This is a genomic window from Rodentibacter genomosp. 1, assembly GCF_001999285.1.
Classification (GTDB): domain Bacteria; phylum Pseudomonadota; class Gammaproteobacteria; order Enterobacterales; family Pasteurellaceae; genus Rodentibacter.
The window spans coordinates 113,913-130,545 of the sequence record NZ_MLHN01000007.1; the positions used below are offsets into that span (position 1 = coordinate 113,913).

Consider the following 16,633-nt stretch of genomic DNA (forward strand, 5'->3'; position numbering starts at 1 on the left):
ATGGCACTGATTGAATATCATCCCCCAATGGAGCCTTATTTAGACATTGTTTATCAAGATAACTATATTTGCGTGGTGAATAAACCGAGCGGGCTGCTTTCCGTACCGGGCAATCAACCGCAATATTACGATAGTGCGATGAGTCGGGTGAAAGAAAAATTTGGTTTCTGCGAACCGGCACACCGTCTTGATATGGCAACCAGCGGCATTATTTTGTTTGCTTTAAGCAAAGCGGCGGATAAAGAACTCAAACGCCAATTCCGCGAGCGAGAACCGAAAAAACATTATCAGGCCTTAGTGTGGGGGCATCTTGCACAAGACAATGGCGAGGTTAATTTGCCAATGATTTGTGATTGGGAAAATCGTCCACGCCAACGTTTAGATTTTGTCCTTGGCAAAAGAGCGGTCACAAAATTTGAGGTTTTGGCACGTTTACCCAATAACAGCACTCGGGTAAAACTGACGCCGATTACCGGGCGATCCCACCAATTACGCCTGCATATGCTGGCATTAGGCCACCCGATTTTAGGGGATAAATTCTACGCCCATCCACAAGCCAAGAGTATGTCGTCACGCCTCTGCCTTCATGCAGAAAGTCTAAGCATCACTCACCCCATCACCGGTGAACCCATGACTTTTTGTGCAAAAGTCGATTTTTAACGAAAAACAGCCTCCCCAAAAATATGGGGAGGATAGCGATTATCTAATCTTCTTTTCCTAAAATCTGATTGACCTCGCTTTTATATAATACCGCTTTCGCCCCGAAAACGGCTTGAATCCCGCCGCCGACTTCCAACACATCAATCGCGCCAAGGGATTTTAATCGTGCTTTATCCACTAATTTCACATCTTTAACCGATACCCGTAAACGGGTAATGCAGGCGTCCACATTTTCAATATTTTCCGACCCACCAAGACCCGTAATAATATAGTGGGCATTTTCGGTGAGAGATGTCGTTTGTAATTCCGCACTTTCTTCCGTGTCTTCCGCTCTTCCCGGCGTCATCACATTGAATCGGCTAATCAAGAGACGGAACGAGAAATAATAGAGTAACGCCCAAGGAATTCCCACTAAAACCACACGAATCCAATGCGTATTCCCATCGCCTTGTAAAATACCAAAGAGCAAGAAATCAATAAATCCACCGGAGAACGTATTTCCAATAGAAATATTAAGTAAATCGGCAATATAAAAAGAAACACCATCTAAAAATGCATGGAAGACATAAAGCCAAGGTGCAACGAATAAGAACATAAATTCGATAGGTTCGGTAATACCGGTGATAAATGAGGTTAACGCCGCACCTAAAAATAATCCGCCAACTTTGGCTCTTCGGGCTTTCGGCACGCAATGATACATTGCTAAACAAGCAGCCGGTAAACCAAACATCATGGTATCAAAACGACCGGCAAAGAAACGCGTACCTTCGGTGAATAAACCTTGATGGTTAGGATCGGCTAATTGAGCAAAGAAGATTTTTTGTGCCCCAATGATGGTTTCTCCATTTACGATTTCCGTCCCGCCTAATTCGGTGTACCAAAATAGCGGATAGATCATATGGTGTAATCCCACTGCGCCACTTAACCGCATAAGAAAACCGTAGAAAAATGTTCCGATCTCCCCCATTGAAGCAATGCTTTTGCCTGCGGATGCCAGCCAGCTCTGAAACGTCGGCCAAATTAAAAAGAAAACTGCACCGATAAAAATTGCCGAAAATGCTGTGACGATTGGCACAAATCGAGAACCACCAAAAAAGCCCAAGATTTGCGGTAATTGGATATTATGGTAACGATTATGTAGTTTTACCGTTACCAAGCCCATGACTAATGATCCGATCACACCGGTATCTATACTTTTCACCTCAGGAGAAAAAAGAGGAATTAAGGCATAAATCGTCCCGGTCATAATTAAATAACCGACTACTGCTGCAAGTGCAGCCACACCTTTATCCCGTTTTGCCAACCCAATACCTAAACCGATACAGAGAAACAATGCCAAATTCGCAAAGACGACCGAACCTGCAGAAGACATAATTTGGAAAATACCTTGCAGCAGCGAATTATCCAGTACGGGGTAGGCTTGTAGTGTGGCTTTATTGGATAATGCACCGCCAATACCCAGTAACAGACCGGCGGCAGGCAAAATAGCAATAGGCAGCATAAAGGCTTTGCCAATTTGTTGGAGTTGTTTAAACATAGCTTCCTCACGTTGATTAATTTGCGATGCCCGTTATTGAAACCAATACTTCAAACTAAATCACAAATAGACACTATTTTTTCTTATCCGAAGAAGATAAATCAAGTAGTTACAGTCTATGACTAAATCCCTTTATGCTCAATAAGCAAACATTGATTTTGTGATAACGTTAACATTTTTTATCGCAATTTTATTTGCTAATTTTCCCCTAATTTTCTTTCTTTAGAATACACGCCATCGGAAAGCAAATGGGTTACTAATCGTAGCCCTCAAACTTCAAATTAAGGAGAAGATATGAAAAAATCAAATAAAACCGTTTTAGCACTTTTATTATCTGGAGCAATGACATTGGGTGCAGCAAATATGGCACAAGCAATGTCCCCAGAAGCACAAGAAGCCTTAGCAAAAACGCAGATTACAGCAAGCCAAGCCTTAAATACAGCACAAAATAAAATCGGTGCTGACGCAAAAGTGAAAGAGGTGGAATTCCACTACACCAAATACGGTAAAGATTATTTTGAGGTGGATTTATTCGCCAATAATCAGTACCACAAAGTCGATGTCGATGCAGCAAACGGTGAAATTTTAGGCACAACCAGTAAAACACCAAAAGAAGTGAGAGTACGTGCCGAGCAAAGTTCCCCTAAAATTTCCTTTGATCAGGCAATGAATGCCGCCATAGAAAAAGCGGGCGGTAAAGTGGCTGAAGCAAATTTAAAATTCAGAGATGGACAAGGGTTTTATAAAATTGAAACTATTGCTAACGGACAACGTTTTCACGTTATCATAAATGGCGAAAACGGGCAGATTATGGATATGCCAACGAAACACAAGGGTATGCATAAAGGCGAACACAAAGAAAAACAGGCTAAAGATAAGCATCATCGTAAAGAAGGAGGCAAAGGCGGTTTCCACGCCGAACGTCCGATGCAAACAAATTAATTGAAAACCGACCGCACTTTCTACAAAGTGCGGTTTTTCCTTTATCAAATTTTCAGTATGATGAATAAGTTCTGCGGACATTTTAGTTTGGTGAAAAGATTATGCGAATTTTATTAGTTGAAGACGATCGAATGATCGCTGATGCCGTTTCAGAGGGATTGAAAAACGCTTGTTATGCGGTGGATTGGGTCAATAATGGCAACACGGCAGAACAGGCATTGGCGACACAACCTTATGATTTAGTATTGTTGGATCTTGGCTTACCCGGACAAGATGGATTGCAGGTGTTACGCCATTTACGCCAAACCAAAAATCACACGCCTATTTTAATCGTCACGGCTCGCGATGATTTAGAAAGTCGTCTCGCAGGCTTAGATGGTGGCGCAGATGATTATATTATTAAACCTTTTGATCTTGCCGAATTACTCGCCCGCATTCGTGCGGTGCTACGCCGACAAGGTGGACAAAGTACCCCATTATTGACGAACGGTTCACTCACCCTAAACCCAACGAATTATCAAGTTTCCGTTGCCAATCAATCCGACCCCATTCTTCTAAGTAATAAAGAATTTGCGATTTTACAAGCCTTGATGAACCGACCTGGAATTATTCACTCTCGTGCAGAATTAGAAGATAAAATTTATGCTTGGGGAGATGAAGTGGAAAGTAACGCCATTGATTTTTTAATTCATAGCCTACGGAAAAAAATCGGGAAAGATCATATTAAAAATGTGCGTGGTGTAGGTTGGTTAGTCGCCAAAAATGAACATATTGGAAAATAAAAATGAGAAATTCCCTTCAATTTCGCCTCACATTGGCATTAACGATTTTATTCACTCTTGTCGCATTCAGTGCCGGAGGAATGGCGTTTTATAACACCTACCGAGAAACCAACAAACTCCAAGATGAAATGTTGGAACGGTTTTCAGGATCGGTCAATTTATCGGAAAATCCCACCTCACTTTTACCCCCTAAAATGCTTGACGGGCGGGTTCGGGTCTATTTTGATCACAACCGTCCTAGTGCCCCTCCAACGGATTTTCCTGAGCAAATGGCGGAGGGGTTTCACAATTTGAAAAAAGAGGGAAAAAAATATCGTCGTATGCTGGCTGAGAATATGCCGAAGGAAATGCGCCCTCATAAACATGAAAAAAACGCCGACCAATTCTACCGCACTTATGTACGCAATACGCCGGAAGGCAGAATTATCGTGATTCAAGATAACAGCTATCGCGAAACCTTGGCATTTCGCAATGCATGGACAAGTATATTGCCACTGCTCGTCTTATTTCCACTTGTTATTTTACTCACTATTGTCATTGTAAGATTCGCAATGAAGCCGGTACAACGCCTATCAAGAAAAGTAGAGCAACGGCACGAACAAAATTTACAACCCTTACCAACCGCTCATCTTCCCAGTGAGATTCGTGGATTTGTGGTGGAAATTAACCGATTATTATCACGTACTCATAGCTTTATTCAGCAGCAAAAACGTTTTATTGCCGATGCCTCACACGAATTGCGTAGCCCAATGACTGCCCTTTCTTTACAAATCGAACGACTTGCCAACCAAGATTTACCCACTGAGGCGAAAAACCAAATTAGTGCCGTAAAACAAGGTATTCAACGTAGTCGTCATTTATTAGAGCAATTACTTTCCCTTGCCCGTCTGCAAAATCAAGGAGAAAAGCCTTATCTCAAAATTGAGATCCAAACCATTTTCCGCCGAGTGATTGAAGATTTGCTTCCCCTCGTATTAGAAAACCAACAAGATTTAGGGGTAGAGGGAGAACAAAATGTCACATTTTATGGTAATGAAACGGATCTCTATTTACTCATCAAAACCCTGACCGACAACGCCATTCGCTATACCCCCAAGGGTAGCCAAATTGACCTTAGTGTAAAAACCACACATAATGGAATCACCATAAAAGTGGAAGACAATGGTAAAGGTATCCCAACAGCAGAACGGGAGCGTGTGCTTGATCCCTTCTACCGAATGCTTGGCACTGAGCAACAAGGTTCAGGACTTGGCTTAGCTATCGCCATGGAAATCGTTAACCATTATGGCGGCACATTGACACTAAAAGAGAGTGAGAAGTTTGAAACCGGATTATTAGTGGACGTGTGGTTGCCTAGAGGGAATTAACAAATGCCCTAGGGTAACTTGTTACCCTAGTAAGCATGATCACACTTTCCCTTATTTACCCGGCTGTTTTTGATAACTCACACTGAGTAAATCGAGAAAATTGACGACAGCTTGGCGCTGTTGGTGATCGAATTGTTGCCAATGATAATCGTAGCGGGCTTTAAGTTCATCATTAGTGAGTGTAGCTTTGCTGCAACAATCCAAGAAAAACCAGTTTAACGGCGTATCTAAAGCTTGGGCGATCAACATTAAATGGCTGATATTGATCTTGTTATCACCACGTTCATAACGAAGTAATTGTTGTTGTGAAATGCCGATATTTTCGGAAAGTTGATCGGCGGTAAGCCCGACTTCTTTGCGTCGCATTTGAATGCGTTTGCCAATCAAGTGATCGGCTTTAGAAGGGTTTAATTGAGCCATTATTGTCTCTTTTGCTTAAAATTTTCAGTTAATGAATTTTCAAGCAAATCTATGCTTAACTGAATTTCATCAATTAAAACTTATCAATATAAATTTTCATCTATTAAAAATAGGTTGTTTAAATTTTCAATAAAAGACTTTAAGGATTCAAATATGCGTATTTTAGTTTTAGACGAACCACGTGAAGGTGTCACCTCAGCAGATTATGCTCCACATTTGTTAAATGAAATCAAACATGGTTGGGCATTGATTAAATCTGACTTTATTCGTGAGATTTATATGCGACAAGATCGCCCGGGTGTAGCATTTTTCGTTGAAGCGGAAAGTGTAGAAAAAGCAAAAGAAGTGTGCACCGAATTTCCATTAGTGAAAGCAGGCTTAATCGACTTCAATTATATTCCATTAGGCAACTACCTTTTTGTAGAGCAACTTTTTGCAGAGGAACACAAAGGGTAATTTAACACTCAAACAGTGAGGAAAGTAAAATGACAAAACCGATTTTATGTGTAGTTACCAGCACCACAGAAAAAGGTAATACCGGTATTTCGACAGGTTTCTGGTTAAGCGAGTTAACCCATCCATTAAAAGTCATGGAAGAGGCAGGGTTCAAAACAGTGATCGCTTCAATCAAAGGTGGGCAAGCACCAATTGATAAAGATAGTCTGGATTTTACCGATCCGGTAAATCAATATTTCTGGAATGAAACGGATTTAGAAGCCCGTTTAGCCCACACGCCAAGCGTCTCAGAATTGAATGGTGAGGATTATTCAGCGATCTTCTTCGCCGGCGGTCACGGCACGATGTGGGATTATCGTGAAAACCAAGATGCACAACGCTTAATTCGTGAAGTGTATGAAAACAATGGGGTAGTTTCAGCCGTATGCCACGGCCCCGCTGCATTAGTGGATGCAAAATTAAGCAATGGCGAATACCTTGTGAAAGGTAAAAATGTGGCGGCATTCACAAACAAAGAAGAGGAGGAAGTAGGCGGTACGGCTATCGTTCCTTACTTACTTGAAAGTGCATTAATCGAACATGGGGCAATCCACCACGAAGCACCAAACTGGTTTGAAAACGTCTATGTAGATGGTCGTTTAGTCACCGGTCAAAATCCTGCTTCTGCACACAAAGTGGGCGTGGAAGTAGTTAAGGTGCTGAAGGGGTAAATATCTTATCCCCCCTCTTGTGGGAGAGAGGCAGACATAAAGTGCCTTCAGCACTTGGAGCTAAAGAAAGTGGAAGCGATATAAATTTCCCTCTCCGAAAATCCTTTGGATTTTCTCTCCCCCTCTCTCATTTACGGGAGGGGGAGAGTTAAAAAGACCAAATCTACAAAAACTTTACAAATATGAACAATCTCAATCGTCGTCAATTTCTCACACAAAGTGTGGTCGTTTTGGCAGGGGGATTTTTACCGCATATCAGCACCGCACAACCGATTGTCCAATCAAGTCAAAACAAGAAAAAAGGTCATAAAATGAAACTGATTTGTGTCGAAGAACATATTTTAGATCCCAATATCGCCAAAGCGACAATGCCACAAGTGCTTCAGCAAGCACCTTATCTTACTAATTGGGGAAAACGGGTGAAAGATGGCAATCATACCGATCACAGCCGTCCTCAAATCGAAAAAAATGACTTAATTACCCCAAAAGGTATGGAATTTGATGTCAAACGTCTAGCAGACATGGATGCTGCAAACATTGATATGCAGGTACTTTCTGTGGGTGGTTTTCCACAATTTGCTTCTCTTGAATTACACAAACAGGCGAATGATAAACTGGCAGCCGCCATCAAAAAACATCCTAACCGTTTTGCTGCTATGGCGACCTTACCTTGGATGGAACCAGAGCAAGCAGTGACAGAATTAGAACGTACGGTAAAAGAATTGGGTTTGCGTGGCGCCTTGTTGAATGGTCGCCCATCGGACGATTTTCTCGCCCCCCCACGTTATGAAAGGTTGTTGGTGAAATTCAATGAACTGAATGTGCCACTTTATCTTCACCCCGGTATTCCTGTGCCTACCGTACAACAAGCCTATTACAGCGGTTTTGATGATGAAGTGACCGCCCGCCTTTCTATGTTCGGTTGGGGTTGGCACAATGAAGCAGGGCTCCATTTATTGCGATTAATGTTATCCGGTGCATTTGATCGCTATCCGAATTTACAAGTGATTAGCGGACATTGGGGTGAAATGTTGCCATTCTATCTCCAACGTTTAGACGACAGCCTGCCACAAGCTGCTACCGGTTTAAAACGTAGCTTGACCGACACCTTCAAACAACAAGTTTTCGTTAGCCCTAGTGGTATGCTGACTCAACCGCACTTTCAGTTTATCTATAATTTAATCGGGGCGGAACGTATCTTATTCTCGGTAGATTATCCTTATCAGACTCTTAACGGTGTACGTAATTTCCTCGAAAACTTACCCATTTCAGAGGCTGAAAAAGAATTGATTGCCTATAAAAATGCAGAGAAATTGTTTAGGATCAAGACGTAACCGTTCAACTTGTCAGATAACCATGAGTAATAAATTACCCATGGATCATCATATAAGGAAAAAACAATGAAAAAACTACTCACAAACTCGCTTACTCATTTGTTCCCCCCTATTGGGGCAGTGAGTAAAACCACCATTCAAAAAACGTTGTTTTTTATGACCGCACTTTTAGGACTTACTATGGCTATCACCGCAAACGCCACCCCGATGATAAACATTTTTGAACTCGGCGTGAAAAAAGGGGCTGAAGTGCAATATCACGCCGTGGCTGAACACAATATCAGCACATCAATCCGCAATGAAAAAGGCACATTGGCAATGTATTCGGTGAAATCAAACACCGATCCCAATATAGCCTATATGGTGGAAATTTATGCGGATCAAAAGGCTTATGAAACCCACCGCACGTCACCTCAATATCAAGCATTTTTAACTGCATCACCTGAGATTTTAACGGATCACAAAAAGCGTATTGCCTTAGTTCCACAATTTTTAGGGGATAAAAAAGTGGTACAAACGCCCGAAATCCTCACAAATTATGTAGTGGTAGAAGTGAAACCTGAATATAACGAACAATTCAAGAAGATTATTATCGCAGAAATGGCACAATCGCTAAAAGTAGAAGAGGGGATGATTGCGACGTATGCCACCACAATGCAAGAAAATCCAAACAAATGGATTTTCTTTGAGATCTACGCCAACAGTGCTGCTTACCAACATCACAGAGAAACACCTCATTTTAAAGATTACCTAAAACAAACGGGTGAGATGCTGAAAGAAAAAAGTTATGTGGGAATTCATCCTGAGTTTTTGGCGAATCAAGGAAATTTTTATTTTAATCAACCTTAGCTTTAACAAAAAGGCTTTATTCCTGACAGAGGAAATAAAGCCTTTATTTTCGTTTTCTCATGATAAATCCCCCCTATTTCCTTGCATTATCCCCCTTACAGTGTCAAACTCTCTCCACTTTTTAAAACTGTAAAAAATAATGACAAAAAAACGAAAATACCAAGATCCCCATTACCAACAAGAATTAGCGAAGTATGGCAATCCTATCCCAAGTCGGGAGCTTATTTTAAATGTAATTCGTGAAAATAACGCCCCAATGAATCGGGAGGAAATTTTGACCGCACTTTCTATTCGTGATGAGGAAAAAATGGAGGCAATGCGCCGTCGTTTACGGGCAATGGAAAATGATGGGCAGCTTGTGTTCACCAAACGTAAACGCTATGCCTTACCGGAAAAACTCGATCTTGTAAAAGGTTTGGTGATTGGTCATCGAGAAGGCTACGGCTTCTTACAAGTCGAGGGTAAAAAAGAGGATTTATTTATTCCCAATCATCAGATGCAGCGGGTGATGCACGGTGATTTTGTATTGGCACAGCCGGCAAATTTGGATCACCGTGGACGTCGTGAAGTCCGCATTGTGCGTGTATTGGAAAGTCGCAAGAAACAGATTGTCGGGCGCTTTTTCTTGGAAAACGGCTTTGGGTATGTGGTACCTGACGACAGCCGTATCGGACGCGATATTCTTGTGCCAAACGAACACCGTAACGGTGCGCGGATGGGGCAAGTGGTTGTGGTGGAATTACAACAACGCTCTGCCGCTTTCAATCAGCCAATAGGGATTATCACGGAAATTTTGGGCGATAATATGGCGAAAGGGATGGAAGTCGAAATTGCGTTACGCAATCACGATATTCCCTATCAGTTCCCAAGTGCGGTAGAAAAATACATTAGAAAATTCACAGAGGATGTGCCGGAAGAAGCAAAAAAAGGTCGTGTGGATTTACGCCATTTACCGTTAGTTACTATTGATGGTGAAGACGCACGGGATTTTGATGATGCGGTATATTGCGAAAAACAAGGTAAAGGCTGGAAACTTTGGGTGGCGATTGCGGATGTGAGTTATTACGTACGTTTGCGTTCGGCACTCGATAACGAAGCCCATAATCGGGGGAACTCAGTCTATTTTCCAAATCGAGTCGTACCGATGCTGCCGGAAATTTTATCTAATGGCTTGTGTTCGCTTAATCCGCAAGTGGATCGCTTGTGTATGGTGTGTGAAATGCACATTTCCGCCAAAGGCAAACTCACCGATTATCGTTTTTATGAAGCGGTGATGAATTCCCACGCACGTTTGACCTACACCAAAGTGGCGAAAATTTTGGAAGGTGATAGGGAACTTCGTGAACGCTATCACGCACTCGCCCCTCATCTAGAAGAACTTTATCATCTTTATCAAGCATTGCTTTCTGCCCGTCATCAGCGTGGGGCGATTGATTTTGAAACCATTGAAAGCAAATTTATCTTTAATTCAATGGGACGTATTGAACGCATTGAACCGGTAATCCGCAACGATGCCCATAAAATCATCGAAGAATGTATGATTTTGGCCAATATCGCCGCCGCTAATTTTATGGAAAAACATAATGAACCGGCACTATATCGTATTCACGCAACACCAAGCGAAGAAAAACTCACTTCATTCCGAACCTTTCTCAGAGAGTTTGGTTTAAGCTTGGAAGGGGGGCTAAAACCGACCACGAAAGATTACGCAGAACTGTTAGAAAAAGTCAAAGAGCGACCGGATCACGAATTAATTCAAACCATGTTACTCCGTTCTTTAAGTCAAGCGGTATATAGTGCGGATAATATCGGGCATTTTGGTTTAGCATTGGAAGAATATGCCCATTTTACTTCACCTATTCGCCGTTATCCTGATTTAACGCTCCATCGGAGTATTAAATATCTGCTTGCTAAAGAACAAGGGGCGAAACGTAAAACCACCGACAGTGGCGGTTATCATTATTCTTTTGATGAGATGGATCAGCTTGGCGATCATTGCTCTATGACCGAACGTCGCGCCGATGAGGCTACCCGTGAAGTGGCGGATTGGCTGAAATCTGAATATATGCAAGATCACGTTGGCTGTGAATTTAATGGCGTTATTTCTTCTGTGACCGGTTTCGGACTGTTTGTACGTTTAAACGACTTATTCATTGATGGCTTAGTGCATATCTCAACCTTAGAAAATGATTATTATCAATTTGATGCTGCCAAACAACGCTTAATCGGTGAAAACAGCGGAATGCAATATCGTTTAGGCGATAAAGTGCGGATTCGTGTGGAAGCCGTCCACCTAGAACAGAAAATGATCGACTTCTCGCTGGTGGGGAGTGAACGCAAACCCCGTCGAGCAGGTAAAACGGCAAAAGAGAGAGCAAAGAAAGTCTTTAAAGAATTGCCGCCAAAAGCGACGAAAAAGCGTAAAAGTGCGGTTAAAAATAAAGAAGTTTCTCAAAAAAAGAAAAAACGTAAATAATGTCGTCCTAAAATCAAAAAATAGAGAAAAATTATGTCAGAACAGATCTATGGTATTCACGCCATCAATAGCATTCTAGCCCATACACCGGAGCGTTTAATTGAAGTATTTGTATTAAAAGGACGTGAAGATAAACGCTTACAACCTTTACTTAATGAACTCCACGCAATGGGTATCGCCGTGCAATTTGTTAATCGCCAAACCTTAGATAAAAAAGCAAATGGTGAAGTACATCAAGGGGTGATTGCACGCATACAAGCCGCAAAGGAACTCAATGAAAATGATCTTGATGTGATTCTTGCCGGTAAACAAAATCCACTTTTATTAGTACTTGATGGGGTAACTGATCCCCATAACCTTGGTGCCTGTTTGCGTACCGCCGATGCAGCAGGTGTCTCCGCTGTCATTGTGCCAAAAGATAAATCTGCACAACTCACCTCTGTGGCCCGCAAAGTGGCCTGTGGCGCAGCGGAAAGCGTGCCACTCATTCGAGTGACTAACCTTTCCCGTACCCTTCGTGATTTACAACAAAATCACAATATTTGGGTGGTAGGTACTGCCGGTGAAGCGACAGAAACCCTTTACCAAAGCAAATTGACCGGCGCACTGGCTCTCGTGATGGGGGCAGAAGGTGAAGGAATGCGTCGTTTAACCCGTGAACATTGCGATCAATTAATTAGTATCCCAATGGCAGGATCTGTCTCATCGCTGAATGTTTCAGTGGCGACCGGCGTATGTTTGTTTGAAATCGTACGCCAGCGTTTGGGGAAATAAGGAATAGAATATTAGACTTGAATCAGTGCCATGTTATATCCGTATAACAAAAGTGCGGTCAAAAACAACCGCACTTTTCGGTATTATGTAGTAAATGAATAAAAAGAAAATAGAGAGACCATATCGGATATTAAATAAAGAAAAAGTCGCTAGATTTGGCTTTCAAACCAGCTTTCGAGAATTAAACAGGCGGAAATGCCATCTACCTTACCCTTTTTCAACGCTCGAAAACCGCCACGTTCAAAAATTTCACGCCTTGCCTCTGTAGTTGTAAGACGCTCGTCTTGTAATGCCACTTTCACTCCAAATCGCCCATTTAAGCGGTTAGCAAATTTCTTTGCGCTCAAAGTGAGTTCTTGATCTGTTCCATCCATATTCAGTGGTAACCCTACTACAACGACCTCTGGTTTCCATTCTTGGAAACATTTAGCAATGGCGTCCCAATTCGGGATGCCATCTTGTGCTTTAAATGCCGGCAATGCCTGAGCCGTGCCCGTGATACTTTGCCCCACGGCACATCCGATACTCTTCATACCAAAATCAAAAGCGAGAGCGGTAATGGTCATTAACTGTGCCCTACTTGAGAAGTTGCAAAATTATGCCTATTAATCCCAAGCAATTGGCTTGCGGCAAGATAACGTTCTTCATAAGGCATATCAAATAGAATTGTATCGTTCGACGGAACCACAAGCCAAGCATTATCTGCAATTTCTTGTTCCAATTGTCCAACCGACCATCCGGCACAGCCCAGTGCGACAAGATATTTCTCCGGTGCTTGTAAAGAACCAAATGTATCCACAACATCTGCCGAAGTCGTCAGACAAAGATCATCGGTAATTTTGTAACTATGCTGGAAATCCACCGTTGTATTTTTATGCACAATAAAGCCTCGTTCGGTATGAACAGGTCCACCAGCCACCACCATTGCATCATCAAAAGTGCGGTCATTTTTCATCATAAAATTCAGTTTGCTATAAAGTTCGGCAATGCTGAGATCCGTGGGTTGGTTAATCACGACGCCCATAGAACCTTGATCATTATGTTCACAAACAAAAATAACGGTACGATGAAAATAATCCGCTAAATGTGGCATTGCAATTAAAAATTGTCCTTGTAAATCCATCATTCGCCTAAATCTCCAAAACAAATTTGTAGTGCGCTAATTGCCGCCAACGAAGCAGTTTCTGTGCGCAATACACGCTTTCCTAATAAAATTTCAGTAAAACCTTGCTGCTCCGTTTGGGTAATTTCTTGCGGTGATAATCCGCCTTCAGAACCAATCAATAAGCGAACCCCCTCCATTGGAATATTCGGCAACGTTTTAATTGAATATTGGGCGCGAGGGTGTAAATTCAACTTTAATGCCCCATCATTTTCCGCACACCAATCTTGTAATTTTATCAATGGGCGAATTTCCGGTATCACATTTCTGCCACATTGTTCACAGGCTGCAATCGCAATTTTTTGCCATTGTTGAATTTTTTTCTCCATACGATCACCGTCCAGTTTCACACCACAACGCTCCGACCAAAGTGGCGTAATGATATTCACGCCTAATTCAACGGATTTTTGTATGGTAAATTCCATACGCTCACCGCGAGAAATAACCTGACCTAAATGAATCTTGAGGTTGGATTCTTTATCCACAAATTCACGATCTAGAATTTCGACTCTCACCGATTTTTTACTCGCGTCAATAATACGAGCCGGATAAATATGGTTGCTACCGTCAAAAAGCTCAATGTGTTCGCCTTCTGTCATACGTAACACTCGCCCAACGTGATTTGCGGCGTCATCAGAAAGTTGACACTGAGTGAGATGTTCAAGAGATTCCGGGTGATAAATTCGAGGTATGCGCATAGTGTGATGAAAAAATAAAGTAAAAAGTGCGGTTGATTTTGACCGCACTTTTGGGGTTAATCAGAAAAATTGTGCGGTAAACGTTCTAAAATTGCGCTCCAATAGGTGGCTGAACGCAAATTATGTTTACGGATACAATCTACCACGGCCTCGGCATTCCCTGCTTGGCAAATTTGTTGCAATTCTACATAAAACTGCTTAGTCAGTTCACGGTGCGTTTCACAACTAAAAAAGAGTAAACCTATTTTTTGGTACACACCTTTTAAACTATTGAAAATTAAACGATAAAAGGGTTTATTTGCCAAGACGGTAAATTGACGAAAAACATAATAATCAAACTCTGTATAACTTTCCGCCGTATTCTCTAATGCCTTTAATTCATCAAACAGCATTGCAGATTGTTGAGGTGATTTTTTCACCGCTTCATAAATATAAAATTCTGACATTTTGCTACGAAGCGATAGCATATTATCAATAATCAAAGGCGCTGAGCTTTGATCGAGAGTAATCAAGGTTTCAATAATACTCGGACTCGCAGTATCCCAAATATGGTTTACTTTCGTAGGTTTACCATGTTGAATAGTCAGCCAACCGTCACGGGCTAAACGTTGCAACACCTCGCGTAATGTCGTGCGGGTTACCCCGATTTTCTCCGCAAGATCGCGTTCTGAAGGTAGATTAGTACCTGCAGGAAACACGTCCTCCCAAATACTTTTTACGATGTATTCTTCGGCAAGTGCCGCAGGGCTTTGTGCCTTTAAAAGTGTGTTGTCTGTATTCATAATAATTTAAATGTTAGAAAAGTCTAACAAGATCAAAAAAAGATGATTTTTCAAGCAAATCTTTATCTTCGGGTATTATCCTTTAAAGCACTCTATATTACAATGAGCACACTTTAAAGAACAGGAGTAATTTATGACTTACACACAGGCCTTAATGAAAAATTTTCTTGGTGCAAGCCCTGATTGGTATAAGCTCGCCATTATCATTTTTCTCATTGCCAACCCAATTATTTTCTTTTTTATCAGCCCTTTTATTGCAGGTTGGATTTTAGTTGCTGAGTTTATTTTCACGCTCGCAATGGCATTAAAATGCTATCCGCTACAACCGGGTGGGTTACTTGCTATTGAAGCCGTTATCATTGGTATGACGAATCCAACTCATGTAAAAGCTGAAATTATGGCAAATTTTGAAGTCATATTATTACTGATGTTTATGGTTGCCGGCATTTATTTTATGAAACAGCTTTTGTTGTTTGTGTTTACCCGATTGCTGATTGCTATTGAATCTAAAATTACCCTCTCTTTAGCATTTTGTATCAGCGCTGCATTTTTATCCGCCTTTTTAGATGCGCTAACCGTCGTTGCAGTGATTATTAGTGTCGCCATGGGTTTTTATGGTGTCTATCACAAAGTTGCCTCAGGCAATAAATTAAATGAGCTTATTGATATCACCAACGATGATAAATTAGGTGATAAACGAACCACATTAGAACAGTTTCGTGCATTTTTAAGAAGTTTAATGATGCATGCCGGTGTCGGTACAGCACTAGGCGGTGTGATGACGATGGTCGGCGAGCCACAAAATTTAATTATTGCAGAACAAGCAAATTGGAATTTTATTGAATTTTTCTTCCGTATGGCGCCCGTTACCCTACCTGTTTTAGCCTGTGGTTTGCTCACTTGCTACTTAGTAGAAAAGTTTAAATTATTTGGCTATGGCGCAAAACTTCCCCGTAAAGTCTGGGCAGTATTGGCACGTTTAGATCGTAACAATACGCAAAAAATGTCAAAACAAGACAAAATGAAGTTATTCATACAGGCAATCATCGCACTTTGGCTCGTGATTGGCTTAGCGTTCCATCTCGCCGCCGTAGGACTAATCGGTTTAACCGTGATCGTCCTCGCCACAGCATTTACCGGCATTACAAATGAGCATATCATTGGCAAGTCATTCCAAGAATCGCTCCCCTTCACCGCCTTGCTTGTGGTGTTCTTTACCGTGGTCGCCGTGATTATTGATCAAAAACTGTTCTCACCAATTATTCACTACGTTTTATCTGCCAGTGAAAGTGCACAGCTGATTTTATTCTATACATTTAACGGCTTGCTCTCCGCCATTTCTGATAACGTTTTCGTTGCAACGGTTTATATTAACGAAGTTAAAGCAGCACTCACTAACGGTGTGATTACACCACATCAATTTGAATTACTCGCTGTTGCCATCAACACCGGAACAAACTTGCCATCTGTCGCAACCCCAAACGGCCAAGCCGCTTTCTTGTTCTTATTAACCTCATCGCTTGCCCCATTAATTCGCCTCTCTTACGGCAGAATGGTTTACATGGCATTACCTTACACTATTGTGCTATCCTTAGTGGGCTTATTTGCGATTGAGTATATTTTACCGACTGCTACCGTTTGGTTGGCAAATTTAGGCCTAATTCAGCCAATTTAAGGAGAACAC

Annotated in this window: 17 protein-coding genes; 11 read left to right on the forward strand and 6 right to left on the reverse strand. The window is 41.7% G+C overall.

Going from position 1 to position 16,633, the window contains the following annotated elements:
- On the forward strand, positions 1-660 hold the full coding sequence (gene rluA, locus BKK54_RS03900; RefSeq protein WP_077541679.1) for a bifunctional tRNA pseudouridine(32) synthase/23S rRNA pseudouridine(746) synthase RluA: 660 nt from the start codon (positions 1-3) through the stop codon (positions 658-660).
- Between the two features lie 43 nt (positions 661-703).
- Here the strand turns inward: rluA and BKK54_RS03905 are convergent, their stop codons facing one another.
- Entirely contained in the window at positions 704-2,197 is a 1,494-nt protein-coding gene (locus tag BKK54_RS03905; protein WP_077541681.1) for a PTS transporter subunit EIIC, read from the reverse strand.
- 294 nt (positions 2,198-2,491) lie between these two features.
- On the opposite strand from BKK54_RS03905, the gene BKK54_RS03910 reads away from it, so the two are divergent.
- The 3 genes from BKK54_RS03910 to BKK54_RS03920 all read left to right on the forward strand — a co-directional run bounded on the left by BKK54_RS03910 (position 2,492) and on the right by BKK54_RS03920 (position 5,288).
- Positions 2,492-3,139 carry a PepSY domain-containing protein gene (locus tag BKK54_RS03910; protein WP_077541683.1) on the forward strand — a complete coding sequence of 216 codons (648 nt, stop codon included), beginning with the start codon at positions 2,492-2,494 and terminating at the stop codon, positions 3,137-3,139.
- Positions 3,140-3,240: 101 nt separating this feature from the next.
- Positions 3,241-3,921, forward strand: coding sequence for a response regulator (locus BKK54_RS03915; RefSeq protein ID WP_077541685.1), 681 nt, complete (start codon positions 3,241-3,243; stop codon positions 3,919-3,921).
- A gap of 2 nt (positions 3,922-3,923) precedes the next feature.
- Positions 3,924-5,288 (forward strand): sensor histidine kinase, encoded by a 1,365-nt coding sequence (locus BKK54_RS03920; protein ID WP_077541687.1) that lies wholly within the window; start codon positions 3,924-3,926, stop codon positions 5,286-5,288.
- Positions 5,289-5,339: 51 nt separating this feature from the next.
- Here BKK54_RS03920 and BKK54_RS03925 read toward each other — a convergent pair whose 3' ends face one another.
- Positions 5,340-5,708, reverse strand: a complete 369-nt coding sequence (locus BKK54_RS03925) for a helix-turn-helix domain-containing protein (RefSeq protein ID WP_077541689.1) — start codon at positions 5,706-5,708, stop codon at positions 5,340-5,342.
- A gap of 153 nt (positions 5,709-5,861) precedes the next feature.
- Between BKK54_RS03925 and BKK54_RS03930 the strand changes: the two genes are divergently transcribed.
- The 6 genes from BKK54_RS03930 to rlmB all read left to right on the forward strand — a co-directional run bounded on the left by BKK54_RS03930 (position 5,862) and on the right by rlmB (position 12,307).
- Complete coding sequence (locus tag BKK54_RS03930; RefSeq protein WP_077541691.1) at positions 5,862-6,164, forward strand: superoxide dismutase; 303 nt, start codon at positions 5,862-5,864, stop codon at positions 6,162-6,164.
- Positions 6,165-6,193: 29 nt separating this feature from the next.
- Complete coding sequence (locus BKK54_RS03935; protein ID WP_077541693.1) at positions 6,194-6,874, forward strand: type 1 glutamine amidotransferase domain-containing protein; 681 nt, start codon at positions 6,194-6,196, stop codon at positions 6,872-6,874.
- A 182-nt stretch (positions 6,875-7,056) separates the two neighbouring features.
- Positions 7,057-8,208, forward strand: coding sequence for an amidohydrolase family protein (locus tag BKK54_RS03940; RefSeq protein WP_244153099.1), 1,152 nt, complete (start codon positions 7,057-7,059; stop codon positions 8,206-8,208).
- A 156-nt stretch (positions 8,209-8,364) separates the two neighbouring features.
- Positions 8,365-9,057 (forward strand): putative quinol monooxygenase, encoded by a 693-nt coding sequence (locus tag BKK54_RS03945; RefSeq protein ID WP_432213695.1) that lies wholly within the window; start codon positions 8,365-8,367, stop codon positions 9,055-9,057.
- Between the two features lie 139 nt (positions 9,058-9,196).
- Positions 9,197-11,533: a ribonuclease R gene (rnr, locus tag BKK54_RS03950; protein ID WP_077541697.1), complete on the forward strand. Its 2,337-nt coding sequence runs from the start codon at positions 9,197-9,199 to the stop codon at positions 11,531-11,533.
- A 33-nt stretch (positions 11,534-11,566) separates the two neighbouring features.
- Positions 11,567-12,307 carry a 23S rRNA (guanosine(2251)-2'-O)-methyltransferase RlmB gene (gene rlmB, locus BKK54_RS03955; RefSeq protein WP_077541699.1) on the forward strand — a complete coding sequence of 247 codons (741 nt, stop codon included), beginning with the start codon at positions 11,567-11,569 and terminating at the stop codon, positions 12,305-12,307.
- Positions 12,308-12,456: 149 nt separating this feature from the next.
- On the opposite strand, the gene ruvX is transcribed toward rlmB, so the two are convergent.
- Genes ruvX through fadR form a run of 4 tightly spaced genes read right to left on the reverse strand, consistent with a single transcriptional unit; the run spans position 12,457 to position 14,949 of the window.
- On the reverse strand, positions 12,457-12,873 hold the full coding sequence (gene ruvX, locus BKK54_RS03960) for a Holliday junction resolvase RuvX (RefSeq protein WP_077541701.1): 417 nt from the start codon (positions 12,871-12,873) through the stop codon (positions 12,457-12,459).
- Positions 12,873-13,433: a YqgE/AlgH family protein gene (locus BKK54_RS03965; protein ID WP_077541703.1), complete on the reverse strand. Its 561-nt coding sequence runs from the start codon at positions 13,431-13,433 to the stop codon at positions 12,873-12,875. Before BKK54_RS03965 ends, ruvX begins: the two co-directional genes overlap by 1 nt.
- Positions 13,430-14,167, reverse strand: a complete 738-nt coding sequence (gene rsmE / locus BKK54_RS03970; protein WP_077541705.1) for a 16S rRNA (uracil(1498)-N(3))-methyltransferase — start codon at positions 14,165-14,167, stop codon at positions 13,430-13,432. The genes BKK54_RS03965 and rsmE overlap by 4 nt, the downstream gene beginning before the upstream one ends.
- A 56-nt stretch (positions 14,168-14,223) precedes the next feature.
- A complete protein-coding gene (gene fadR / locus BKK54_RS03975) occupies positions 14,224-14,949 on the reverse strand; it encodes a fatty acid metabolism transcriptional regulator FadR (protein ID WP_077541707.1) in 726 nt (241 codons plus the stop codon).
- Positions 14,950-15,082: 133 nt separating this feature from the next.
- Here fadR and nhaB point away from each other — a divergent pair, with 133 nt between their 5' ends.
- Complete coding sequence (gene nhaB / locus BKK54_RS03980; protein ID WP_077541709.1) at positions 15,083-16,624, forward strand: Na(+)/H(+) antiporter NhaB; 1,542 nt, start codon at positions 15,083-15,085, stop codon at positions 16,622-16,624.
- The last annotated feature ends 9 nt before the right edge of the window (positions 16,625-16,633 follow it).